We start from the raw sequence: 12,224 nt of genomic DNA, 5'->3' as shown, positions 1-12,224 counted from the left end.
CGCGTCCTCCCAACCTCAGTTAAATCTCTATTTATCGGTGAAAAGCAGAAAAAGATAAGGGGCCAGCAGGGAAGGCACGGCATAAACCACGCTGACAGCTCCTTCATAGAAGAATCGCATCAGCAGGGCCGTGATCGGTGTGAAAATCTCGATGGGAAGGTACATATAGTAGTTCAGCAAACCGTAGTGCCCGCTGTACTGCATTGCCTGTTCCAGTACAAGGGACAGGAGAGAGTAGAGGGCTAAGACAGAAGCGGCCCGGAAACAGACGCTGCGGGTGTATATTTTGCGTAATCTCAGGCCAATGATGATAAAAAACATCGCGGAAATGACGCACTGGGCGTAGAATATCACATCCCCTAAATACACTGCCCACGCTCCGGCGGAATGCAGGGCCAGGGAGCTAATCACTTTTATGAGAAGTCTTGTAAGAACCCCGGCGGCCAGGGTGTAAAGCGGAAGTTTCAACAATTGTCGGTTCATGTAATTTTCCTCCCTCCATAAAAAGCAGATTAGATAAAACTATCAGTTACCGGCAGATACAAATACCATCCTGTTCCAGAGCGAGGATTGCCCATTTTCATAAAGAGCGGACTGCATCTGCTGCATAACGGCCCTGTCCTCCTCCGTGTAAAATTCGATGGCGGTATCCGTGGGGCCGCAGGAGACATAATACTTGCCATTGCTGCTGCCCAGAAGACGCCAGCTGTCGTAGAGACCCTGATTTCTTATTTTCTCCATCTCTTCCCTGCTGTCAAAACTAAGAATCCAGAACATGGCCTGGGTGACGGAGCCCCTGTTTTTGCCGTCCATTAAGAGCGGTTTAATAGGATGGAAATCCACATAGAGGTTCCCGCTGCGGAGGGAGTAGCAGAAATTGTTTTTCCAGTTTTCCGGCAGTGTGAGCGTATAATCGGGAGTCGTTATGACTGCGCTGTCTTTTGGCGCAATTATCCGGAAAACGCTGCCGTCATTATTCAGGAGAGCGCCGTCGGAATTAATAGTTTGGCCATAGCCATTCTGTGTGGCGGCAAGCATCCAGCCGCCGGAGTTAAAATAGTAGTTTTCATAAATCCCGTCCTTGTTTCCGTCCAGCCAGAGATCGCAGTCCTGTACATACGTACCGTCGTCTTCCTGCCAGCGCCAGTTGGATACGCCGTCACTGACAGCCAGTCTTCCTGCATCCTGTATCCATTGACCGGCAAATGCAGGGAAAGTGAAAAACAGCGTCATGACAATTGCGGATGAAATAATTTGTAAATTCTTTTTCATAGATAGCCTCCTTTAAGAGTTAAAGTCAGGGTTCCTCTCCATCAGTATCAATACAGAACGGATGTCCTGCAGGGTCGAGTAAGGTGCGGGAGGTCGTAAAAAACTGCTGAGCCGCTTCAACAGCCCCGCAGGCCAGGGCAAACTCAACGCCTTCCTCCAGATTGTCCACCCAGAAATCCAGATGAATCATCTGCCCCTGTTTACCTTTCTCCCAGGGCCATACCGGAGGTTCATACCCCTCGATCTCCTGAAATGCAAATACGGCTCCCTCCGGCGATGTGACGGCGGCCCATCCGTTCGCGGCAGGAAGAGTCAGTTCCCACCCCAGAAGCCTGCTGTAGAATTCTGCCATAATCTGTGCGTCACCACAGTCGATTACAGTGTTTATTCTATTAACCGCCGGTCGTTTTGGTGTGTTCATACTTACCTCCTTGAAGAAATTGATTTGGTTGACTTCATTGTATCATGATGGGGATGAGTGATCTATAGAGATTGAAAATCTTAATAATTATGATACCACGCAGTGCAGAGCAATCCGGTATCAAAGGGGGCAAAAGACCTTTTGCTCCCAACATCATAATTATTTAATTGAAGACTCTATCTTCTTTGCAGTCCCGGCTTGCGACAACCTTCCCACGGGACGAAAGACTCCTCGATCCACCTCCACCGCCCGTCCGCCGTCCGTCCCTGCTGCGTCCCCACCTGCTTAACTAAAGTCCCCGTTGCAACTTTCGCCCATTTAGTATATTATTACATGGGGGAAATTTACACCGAAAGGAAGAGAAAAATGTACCGTTTATGTATTTTTGATCTCGATGGGACATTGCTGAACACAATTAATGCCCTGACTTATACGACTAATGTTACGCTGTCGGCCCTTGGCCTGGGACAGATTGTGCCGGAGCAGACGAAAAAGATGGTGGGAGACGGCTATAAGAAACAGATGGAGCGCGCCCTTATGGCCTGCGGCGATGAAAATCTGGTTCATTATGAAGAAGCTCTGACGCTATATATGGAGAACTTCGCGAAATACTGTATGAAAGATGTAAAACCTTATGACGGAATTCCCCAGCTTCTTGAATACCTGAAGAAAAAAGGGATAAAGATAGCAGTATACTCCAATAAGCCGCATCATCAGGCGGTGGAGAATATTGAGACAATATTTGGAAAAGATTATTTTGACTGCGTCAGAGGCGAGCAGGCAGGAACGCCTAAGAAGCCGGCTCCGGATGGGGCGCTGATTGTATGCCGTGAACTGGGGATGCAGCCCGGTGACTGCCTGTATCTGGGAGATACAAACACGGATATGAAGACGGGGATTGCGGCCGGCATGGATACGGTGGGAGTAACCTGGGGCTTCAGGGACAGAGAAGAGCTGGTGGCGCTGTCACCCCAATATATAGTGGATTATCCATCCCAGGTGGAATTGATTATAGAAAAAGCTGACACAGGGAATGAGGATTTGCAATGACTGTAAATACCAGATCACGCTTACCGGGCCTTTTTGCCCGGCTTTTGCTCCTGCTTATTTTATCTGCCGCTATAATCCAGACGGTGGGCTGCAGCCGGTATAATCCCGGCGGCAGTGACGTAAGAAAGGACCAAGAAGCATTAACAGCGTCTGACGGGGAAGACAGGCTCAACGTAGTGACAACGCTGTTTCCCTATTACGATTTTCTGCGTCAGATTGCAGGAGACAGGATAGAACTGGCCATGGTGGTTCCGGCAGGTATGGACAGCCACTCCTTCGAACCCACGCCGGCCGATATGATTACGATACAGAATGCTGATATTCTGGTATGTAACGGCGGCGCAATGGAACAGTGGCTTGATAAAGTGCTGGATTCTTTGGGAAACGGCGCCGGTCCCGGACGGGTCGTGACAATGATGGATTATGTGGATACGGTGGAGGAAGAGATTGTAGAAGGGATGGAAGCGGAGGAACATGACCATTCCTCAGACCGTCACAGCCATGAGCATGATGACGGACATGAAGTCGAGATAGAGTATGATGAGCATATCTGGACTTCCCCTGTGAACGCTATGAAGCTGACGGAGATTCTGGCCGGCGTGCTTCAGGAGGAAGACCCGGCCCGTGCGGCGGACTACCGGGCAGGGGCTGATGCGTATGTAGAAAAACTGGAGGCTCTTGACAGAGAGATACGGGAAGTAGTAGCCGGCGGACACAGGAGGCTGCTTGTGTTTGGCGACAAATTTCCGCTGCGTTATTTCTTCGATGAATATGGGCTGGAATACAGGGCGGCATTTACCGGATGCAGCACGGATACGGAACCCAGCGCAAAGACGATAGCATATCTGATTGACAAGGTCAGGGAGGATTCGATCCCGGCAGTTTATTATCTGGAGCTTTCCAGCCACCGCGTGGCTGAGATAATAGGGGAGGAGACAGGAGCTGAGCCTTTGCTGTTCCACTCCTGCCACAACGTGACCAGAAGACAATTTGATTCGGGCATAACGTACCTGGAACTGATGGAGCAGAATGTGGTGAACCTGAGAAAAGGACTTGAATAGATGGGATTATTGTTAAAATGTGAGCATGTTGATTTTGGATATGAGAATCAGGATGCGGTCATTGATGTGAGCCTGGAGGTCAGCACAGGCGATTATATCTGTATCGTGGGCGAAAATGGTTCCGGTAAAAGCACCCTGATGAAAGGGATTCTGGGGCTGTTAAAACCTACGGAGGGAAAGATTGAAATATCGGAAGAGCTTAAGAAAGCCGGTATTGGTTATCTGCCGCAGCAGACGGCGGCGCAGAAGGATTTTCCTGCCACCGTATTTGAGGTGGTTATTTCCGGCTGCCTTGGAAAAAGAGGAAACCGTCCGTTCTACTCCCCAAAAGAGAAGCAGACAGCTCTTTCCAATCTGGAGAGGCTGGGGATCGCGGACCTTAAGAAAAGCTGCTTCCGGGATCTGTCGGGAGGGCAGAAGCAGAGAGCGTTGATTGCCAGAGCCCTCTGCGCCACCGATAAGCTTCTGATTCTGGACGAACCGATTACAGGGCTGGATCCTTCGGCGATACAGGACTTTTATAATATTATCAGAAAGCTGAACCGGGAAGAGCAGGTGGCGATCCTGATGGTATCCCACGACATGGCGAATATCGTCAGACAGGCGGGAAAGATTCTCCATCTTCAGCAGAAGGCGCTTTTTTGGGGAACGGTTCAGGATTATTTAAAAAGCGGCATAGGAAACCAGTTTCTGGGAGGTGAGGAGGAATGAGCATAATCAGTGAAATGATGTCCTACCCATTTATTGTGAGGGCGCTGATAGGCGGTGTACTCGTCTCTCTCTGTGCTTCCCTGCTGGGAGTCAGCCTTGTGCTGAAACGTTATTCCATGATAGGGGACGGGCTGTCCCATGTATCCTTCGGCGCCCTGTCGGTGGCTCTGGCAGCGGGCTGGTCGCCTCTTAAAATTTCAATCCCGGTTGTGGTGCTGGCGGCCTTTTTCCTTCTCAGAATCACGGAGAGAGGAAAGATAAAAAGTGATGCCGCCATTGCGATGATATCAGCCAGCGCACTGGCAATCGGTATTATTGTGACCTCCATGACTACAGGGATGACCACGGATGTGAGCAGCTATATGTTTGGAAGCATTCTGGCCATGAGCAAAGAGGATGTGCGGTTTGCCGCCGTTCTTTCCGTCATTGTCCTCGGCCTGTTTTTATTCTGCTACAATAAGATTTTTGCCGTGACCTTCGATGAGAATTTTGCAAGGGCCACCGGTGTCAATGTTTCGATTTATAATGTTCTGATTGCCGTTTTGACTGCAGTGACGATCGTGATCGGAATGAGGATGATGGGAGCCATGCTGATTTCCAGTCTCATTATCTTTCCGTCCCTGACGGCCATGCGGATCTTTAAAAGTTTCAGGGGAGTCGTAATTGTATCCGGGATGCTTTCTATCATCTGTTTCAGTATCGGAATGGTGATATCCTATATCTATTCCACTCCGGCGGGAGCCAGTGTGGTAGTCGTAAATCTGGCGGCGTTCCTGATATTCAGTCTGGTTCAGGCGGTGCGTCAGGGGTTCAGCTGGTAGAGATAAAAGCCGCAGGGCGGCCGGTATGAGATACTTTCATACCGGCCGTTTTATTGACCGTAATTCTCACCTGCTTGACTTTATTCCATATTTGTGTAAAAATAATAAATTAGGTTAAAACTACTGTTAAACAGAAAAGAAGGTTGATAATAATGACAAAGATTGATATTATTTCCGGTTTCCTTGGAGCGGGAAAGACGACATTTATTAAACAGCTCCTGAAGGAAGCCATCTCAGGCGAAAAAGTAGTGCTGATTGAAAATGAATTTGGAGAGATTGGAATTGACGGAGGCTTTTTAAGGGATGCGGGGATCGAGATCCGTGAGATGAATTCTGGCTGTATCTGCTGCTCCCTAGTCGGGGATTTCGGAAAATCCCTGGAGGAAGTCCTGACGAAGTATCATCCGGATCGTGTAATTATTGAACCGTCCGGCGTCGGCAAGCTTTCAGATGTCATGAAAGCGGTGAGAGATGTGGCTTCCGAGATCGAAGTCATGCTGAACAGTGCGGTTACTGTTGTGGATGTGAACAAATGCCGTATGTACATGAAGAATTTCGGCGAGTTTTTCAATAATCAGATTGAGAATGCCGGCACCATCATCCTGAGCCGGACCGATATTGCCGGCGCCGACAAGGTGAAGGCGGCGGTTGCGATGCTCCGGGAGCATAACGCGGACGCCAATATTGTGACGACTCCGTGCAGCCAGCTTACAGGCGCACAGCTTCTTGAGATCATTGAAAAGAAGGACGATATGGCGGAGGAATTGATGCGTGAGGCCAGAGAGCATAAACACGCCCATTCCCATCACCACGATCAGGAGCATGGAGAAGAATGCGGCTGCCATGCTCACGGGCATCACCATGAGCATCATCATGAAGGCGGACATGACGGTGAGTGTAACTGCGGCTGCCATGAACATGAGCATGATCATCACCACGGCCATGACCACGGCGAGGAGTGCGGCTGCCAGGCGCATGACCACGATCACGCGCATGACCACGACTATCATAATCACGACCATGATGAAAGCTGTACCTGCGGCTGTCATGATCATGACCATCATCACGCGCATGATCACGGCCATCATCATGCCGATGAAGTATTTACAAGCTGGGGCAGAGAGAACGTATCCGCCATCAGCCGCGATAAACTGGAGGCGGTGCTGAAGGAGCTGGCATATGGACAGAAATACGGTCAAGTTCTCCGTGCCAAAGGTATGATCCCGGGTGAAAAAGAGGGCGTATGGATTCATTTTGATTTGGTTCCGGAGCAGATTGAAATCCGTGAAGGTTCCCCTGACTATACGGGCAAGCTCTGTGTCATTGGGGCTAACCTGGATGAAGAAGGACTGGCGGAGGCATTTAACGCCTGATTGACAGAGTTAAGGCACAGCCGGAAGCGGGCAGACTGTGCATAAAAGGAGAAATAAGTAATGGAAGACGATAGAATGCCGTTATTTCTGATAAACGGTTTTTTGGAGGCAGGCAAAACTGCTTTTATCAAATTCACGCTTCAGCAGGATTACTTTCAGTCGGAAGGAAAGACTTTACTGATCGTTTGTGAAGAGGGCGAAGAAGAGTACGAAGAGGAGTTCCTCAGGGAGACGAAAACAGCCGCCGTGTATATTGATGAGATTTCAAAGCTCACGCCGGAATACCTGGAGGAGCTGGAGCTTCTTTATAATCCGGAGCGTGTGCTGATGGAGTGGAACGGCATGTGGAACCCGGAGGGGCTGAAGCTCCCGGCCGACTGGGATCTTTACCAGCAGATTACCATTGTGGACGGTTCCAGCTTTGATTTGTATCTCAACAACATGAAACCGCTGGTGGGCAGCATGGTACGTAATACGGAGATGCTGATCATGAACCGCTGCGACGGAATCGAAGATCTGGATACCTACCGCAGAACACTGAAGGGGATGAATCCTCAGGTACAGATAGTATTCGAAGATTCGGAAGGCGAGATCAGTGAAATCTCCGAGGCGGATCTTCCATACGATGTAAATGCCGATATAATTGAGGTGTCGCCGGAGGCATACGGCATCTGGTATATAGACATGCTTGATAAACCGGAGCGGTACCGTGGAAAGACGGTTGAATTTACGGCAATGGTATTAAAGACACCGGATTTCCCGAAAAACTATTTCGTACCGGGCAGAATGGCAATGACATGTTGTGAAGCCGATATGACATTCTTAGGTTTCATGTGCAAAGCCAGAAATGCAAGGCTCTTAGAGACAAAAGAGTGGGTCAAGGTGAGAGCGCGCGTTGAGTATGAATACAGTCCGGAATATGAAGGCGAGGGACCGATGCTCTATGCAGAATATGTGGAGAAGGCGGAACCGATTAAAGAGATTGTTCAGTTTTAGGCTGTACTTCACAGACACTGTTTTGAGCAAGACAAACAATAATTAAGATTGAAAAGAGCAGGCAATCTTCCTGCTCTTTTTTCTGTCACCGTAAAGTCTGGTGCCATGAGAAGCCGGTTTATCAGCCGGATGCTTACTGCCGCTGCATTTTCGCACGGTCCGCACAGCAAGAGCGCAGTCCTGTCTGAACTGTTACGTTCCCCTCGCCTATCTGGAACATTTTAAATCCCTCCCCATGGACTTCGTTTGATTCAAGAACGACAGTGAATGCGGCCGGATCCACCTCTTTTACAACCTGCTGGACAAAAAACATTTCTTTATTATTGCAGGCGCAGATTACAACTTCTTTTTTATCCATTTTATATCCTCCCATTCCCTTTAAAATTGTGCTGCCCCTGTTGCAGCAGGCGTTAATTGCTTTCGTCACCTGCTCGCCTTTGTCCGTCACAATCATGGCCATCTTTCCGGCATTAATGCCATATACCGCTTTGTCAACAACGACGGCAAACAGGAAATTGATAATCATGCCGTATACGATTCCGTCCATATCACGGAACAGGATGCCTCCGATCAGGATAATTCCCACGTCCGACAAAAAAGCGATTTTACCGAGGGATAAGTAAGGCTTTAAGGCTTTTACTGCCATTATGATAAAGTCGGTGCCTCCTGTGGAGGAATTCTGCATATAGATAATGGCATAGCCCAGCCCGGCCAGCACGCCCGTGCAGATTGCCGCCAGCATCCTGCTTCCGGTGTATACCGGGAACAGGGGGGCAAGATAGTCGATCATAATTGATGAGATGACCATACAGCGCACGGAACGCAGAAAGAACTGTTTGCCCAGGAGTTTGTAGCACAGCGCCGCTACCGGAACATTCAGGACAATGATTGTGAGGCCGACGGGCAGTGCAAACAGCCGGTTGAAAATCAGGGCTATTCCTGAAAAACCGGTCATCGGAAATGCGGAAGCCGCTGCAAAGTTGTAAATACCTACCGCAATCAAAATACTGCCTAAAAGTTCCATTCCGATTATTTTCAAACTGCTTATAAGTTTTGTTTTCATCGTTCCAGCCTCTCTTTCTTAAACTACTTTTAAACGCACAAAAAAGAGCTGTTACGGAAAATAATATATAATCCGCAAAAGCTCTTTTATGATTTTATTATATAGGAACCGCCGCTCCCTGTCAATGGGATTTCGCGGCTGTCAAAATTCACAACTCCGAATGGTTCCTATTCATACCCAATGAACTATTCCGACATCTTGGGGACCGGTGTCGGCCGTCTCCTGTCAAAGACCTCAGACACGTCGAATAGATCGCTTAAATGGTCTTTGGTGGGATTGGTTTCCGGCAAGTCGTAATACATACGGAAACCGTCCAGATTCCGCCGTCCCTGTCTCATATAATCGTCGCCGATCTGTACCCAGTACTGGCTGGAATCCACATTGCAGAAATAGCGGAAACCTTTCGAGTGCAGGTACTGATAGCGTTCGCTGCTGGTATCATAGGGCTTCCAGCCGCCGATATCGCTGCCGAAGGGGAACAAAATAATATCGCACGGCCCGGTCAGCGTCTCTACTTCGGCCTCCCACTTGTCTGTGTCGGCCCGGAAATGTTCCATGGATATGGTTCCCATATTGCGGTGGCCCCAGCTGTGGGAAGCCAGTTCAAAGCCGTTTTCCTTCAGGCATTCCGCCACCTTGGCGGCTTCCTCCCGCTCTTTCTCATAATCAAAACCGGGATGCTTTGCTTTGTACTCGTCCGTATTATAGGAAGCTGCGGTACGATAGCCGAGGATGCCGTTATATCCGGTAAAGGCAATCACGGCTTTGGCGCCTTTATAAGAGAAATCAGGGTGTTCGTCGATGAAATCCTGAAGCAGGGGGACCAGGTCATAGGAACCGACCAGTACGGAGCCGTCATCCAGCTTCATCTCATTTGTCGGCCTTCCGTCCTCCCCGATAATCATCTTGGTGGCAAAACCGTCTTTTTCCATATATTCATAATAACAGACATCGTCCTGCGACATGACAAAGGGCTGTTTGCCCGGAGGCAGCATAATGTTGCCTTCCACAAAGTGCGGATTGCCGTCCTCCCCTGTTGTCTCGTAAGCTACGTCGTGAAGCCGGACAAGTACAAACCCCCTGTCGTACATGGACTGAAGAATTTTCATAAATTCATCCTTGGTAGTCATCACCTGGTTATAGCCCTTCTCCCTGGAGTCTCCGTCAAACGCCTTGGAGGTGTCTATAATCAGGGAGTGGAAGAAGACATGAGTCACCTTCTTCGGGTCGGCCCGCACGAGAGCGGTTTTATTCTCTTCATATCCGGCAATAGCCGCTGTGACCTGTTCGTCCGAAGCATAGGGACTTTCGCTCAACATGGCGATAGCGCCGTCATAGTCGTATCCTGCGGCCAGAAGACCTGCCCGTGACAGGTAACTTTCCAGGCTTTCGCTGTCCGCGTCTGCAGAAGAAGACTCCTCAGAGGATGATTCCCCGGCAATCCCCGGATTATCAGAGTCCGCCGGTCCGGAAGGATTGGCGCCGGTCAAAACCTCAGCGATAGAAGCGCCCCTGGCCTCCAGACTTTTATTCCTCATATAGAGGTATCCTGCTATGCATAAGAGAATGGCCAGAATCGATCCGAGTATAATGTAGGGCAGTATCCTGAGGAACTTCCTTTTACGTCGTCTGGAATAGCTGGAGTACCCGCTGTTTTTCAATGAAAATTGATCTTTTCCCATAGTATTGCATCACCTTTATCTAAAATTATGAATTAATATGTTAATGAAACTATCTGTAAGATAATTGGACAAAAAAGTAGGCCGTAAAAAGCCCGGCATATTATTATAACATAGAATCAAACCGATGACTATTACAGTTTACTTAAATTTTACTGGTAAATGCCGGATTGATATGGTTCACATCCCCCGCAGCTATAAAATTTTGTCGGAAAGAAAAGAACGTTTCATGGAACGCGGAGTCATAAGTACATGCATTCTGTCCATATCCTGATTAAAGAAGGAAATAGATGCGGAGAAAAGGTATGAAACGATTAACGGCGGTTATTTTGACGATTATGATGGTCCTGCAGACAGGGCTTTACAGTGTGTATGCTTCTGTCCCGGAGATTCCGGCCGAGGCAGCTTCAGCGATGGTACAGGCGGCGGACGGGCCGGAAATCCAGGCGCCCGACGCGATCCTGATAGAAGCTTCCACAGGAACGGTAATTTATGAAAAAAATGCGGATGAGGCCAGGAACCCGGCCAGCGTTACGAAAATCATGACGCTGCTCCTGATTTTTGATGCCCTGAAATCAGGGAAGATACACCTGGATGACGAAGTCGTAACCAGCGCCCATGCAAAATCCATGGGAGGTTCCCAGGTTTTTCTGGAGGAGGGCGAGATTCAGACAGTGGAGACGCTCATTAAATGTATTGTCATCGCGTCGGGAAATGATGCAAGCGTAGCGATGGCTGAATACATAGGGGGAGACGAGGCCACATTCGTTAAGATGATGAACGAGAGGGCCAAAGGCCTGGGAATGGAGAACGCCAATTTTGAAGACTGCTGCGGACTGACGGATTCCACGACCCATGCCATGTCGGCCCGGGATATCGCCCTTATGACAAAGGAGCTTATCACAAAATATCCCGAGATATTCAATTATTCGACCATCTGGATGGAAAACATCACCCACGTGACGAAGCAGGGGACAAAAGAATTCGGACTCTCCAATACGAATAAGCTGCTGAAGATGGCGACTAATTTTGAAGTGACGGGACTTAAGACAGGTTCCACGTCCCTGGCAAAATACTGTCTGTCCGCAACGGCCAGAAAAGACGGAGTGGAGCTGATTGCCGTTATTTTAGCTGCCCCGGATTTCAAAGCCAGGTTTGGGGATGCCCTGACCCTGCTTAACTATGGATATGCCAATTGCAGGATGTACCGTGACGAAGACCCGGGGTCCGTGCCTCCGGCCGTGATTATAAACGGAATTCAGGATACGGTACCGGCAAAGCTCAACGGAATTTTTTCCTATCTGACGATGAAAGGGGAAGACTTCGGAGGAATCGAGAAGGAGTGGGTATTTGAAGATGAAATTAAAGCGCCCGTAAATGAAGGGGATATCCTCGGCTATCTCGTATACCGTTTGAACGGGCAGGAGATTGGCAGAGTGGAAATCGTAGCCGCCGAGAGCATCAGAAAAGCGAATTTCCTGGATTATCTGAAACGGGCCGCATCCAGCTTCTGTGTGTGAGATGCAGTACTGAAATCAGCAGTAACGGCTGATGCTGTCTGAACTGATATAAATGGTCACTGTCAGACGGAGTTTTGGCACTATTACATAGTGACAAATCCTTATTTCTTAATGTTGAAATATTTCCCTCAGGCCGGGTATAATAAAACTATCAAAAGAAATGACCGGCCGGTCACTTTTATAAAACTGGAAACGTAATAAGAACGGAAAATAGAGTAAAAGTGGGTAGTGTCAAGTAATCTATGAAAAAACGGAGT

12 protein-coding genes are annotated in these 12,224 nt (G+C 48.8%); 7 read left to right on the top strand and 5 right to left on the bottom strand.

What is annotated here, in order from left to right; genetic code table 11:
• Positions 1-27: 27 nt before the first annotated feature.
• The 3 genes from CLOSYM_RS16720 to CLOSYM_RS16710 are packed head-to-tail and all read right to left on the bottom strand — an operon-like array spanning position 28 to position 1,693.
• Positions 28-483 carry a hypothetical protein gene (locus tag CLOSYM_RS16720; RefSeq protein ID WP_003509398.1) on the bottom strand — a complete coding sequence of 152 codons (456 nt, stop codon included), beginning with the start codon at positions 481-483 and terminating at the stop codon, positions 28-30.
• Between the two features lie 42 nt (positions 484-525).
• Positions 526-1,272 (bottom strand): hypothetical protein, encoded by a 747-nt coding sequence (locus CLOSYM_RS16715; RefSeq protein ID WP_021643023.1) that lies wholly within the window; start codon positions 1,270-1,272, stop codon positions 526-528.
• 25 nt (positions 1,273-1,297) lie between these two features.
• Positions 1,298-1,693, bottom strand: a complete 396-nt coding sequence (locus CLOSYM_RS16710) for a VOC family protein (RefSeq protein ID WP_003509269.1) — start codon at positions 1,691-1,693, stop codon at positions 1,298-1,300.
• 366 nt (positions 1,694-2,059) lie between these two features.
• Between CLOSYM_RS16710 and CLOSYM_RS16705 the strand changes: the two genes are divergently transcribed.
• From CLOSYM_RS16705 to CLOSYM_RS16680, 6 genes are all read left to right on the top strand, one after another.
• On the top strand, positions 2,060-2,743 hold the full coding sequence (locus tag CLOSYM_RS16705; RefSeq protein ID WP_003500006.1) for an HAD family hydrolase: 684 nt from the start codon (positions 2,060-2,062) through the stop codon (positions 2,741-2,743).
• Positions 2,740-3,804 (top strand): metal ABC transporter substrate-binding protein, encoded by a 1,065-nt coding sequence (locus CLOSYM_RS16700; protein ID WP_021643021.1) that lies wholly within the window; start codon positions 2,740-2,742, stop codon positions 3,802-3,804. Before CLOSYM_RS16705 ends, CLOSYM_RS16700 begins: the two co-directional genes overlap by 4 nt.
• On the top strand, positions 3,805-4,515 hold the full coding sequence (locus CLOSYM_RS16695) for a metal ABC transporter ATP-binding protein (protein WP_003500008.1): 711 nt from the start codon (positions 3,805-3,807) through the stop codon (positions 4,513-4,515).
• On the top strand, positions 4,512-5,336 hold the full coding sequence (locus tag CLOSYM_RS16690; protein WP_021643020.1) for a metal ABC transporter permease: 825 nt from the start codon (positions 4,512-4,514) through the stop codon (positions 5,334-5,336). Before CLOSYM_RS16695 ends, CLOSYM_RS16690 begins: the two co-directional genes overlap by 4 nt.
• 152 nt (positions 5,337-5,488) lie before the next feature.
• Positions 5,489-6,709 (top strand): CobW family GTP-binding protein, encoded by a 1,221-nt coding sequence (locus CLOSYM_RS16685; protein ID WP_021643019.1) that lies wholly within the window; start codon positions 5,489-5,491, stop codon positions 6,707-6,709.
• 60 nt (positions 6,710-6,769) lie between these two features.
• Entirely contained in the window at positions 6,770-7,705 is a 936-nt protein-coding gene (locus CLOSYM_RS16680; RefSeq protein ID WP_003509251.1) for a TIGR03943 family putative permease subunit, read from the top strand.
• A 133-nt stretch (positions 7,706-7,838) separates the two neighbouring features.
• Here CLOSYM_RS16680 and CLOSYM_RS16675 read toward each other — a convergent pair whose 3' ends face one another.
• Together CLOSYM_RS16675 and CLOSYM_RS16670 are read right to left on the bottom strand one after the other, a co-directional pair.
• Entirely contained in the window at positions 7,839-8,768 is a 930-nt protein-coding gene (locus CLOSYM_RS16675; protein ID WP_021643018.1) for a YitT family protein, read from the bottom strand.
• A gap of 185 nt (positions 8,769-8,953) precedes the next feature.
• Positions 8,954-10,450 carry a polysaccharide deacetylase family protein gene (locus tag CLOSYM_RS16670; protein ID WP_003509244.1) on the bottom strand — a complete coding sequence of 499 codons (1,497 nt, stop codon included), beginning with the start codon at positions 10,448-10,450 and terminating at the stop codon, positions 8,954-8,956.
• Positions 10,451-10,752: 302 nt separating this feature from the next.
• Between CLOSYM_RS16670 and CLOSYM_RS16665 the strand changes: the two genes are divergently transcribed.
• Positions 10,753-11,967 carry a D-alanyl-D-alanine carboxypeptidase family protein gene (locus CLOSYM_RS16665; RefSeq protein ID WP_003500015.1) on the top strand — a complete coding sequence of 405 codons (1,215 nt, stop codon included), beginning with the start codon at positions 10,753-10,755 and terminating at the stop codon, positions 11,965-11,967.
• The last annotated feature ends 257 nt before the right edge of the window (positions 11,968-12,224 follow it).

Source organism: [Clostridium] symbiosum ATCC 14940 (genome assembly GCF_000466485.1).
GTDB lineage: Bacteria > Bacillota > Clostridia > Lachnospirales > Lachnospiraceae > Otoolea > Otoolea symbiosa.
The sequence above is the reverse complement of the archived record's forward strand: the minus strand, read 5'-3'. Positions and strand labels throughout refer to the sequence as shown.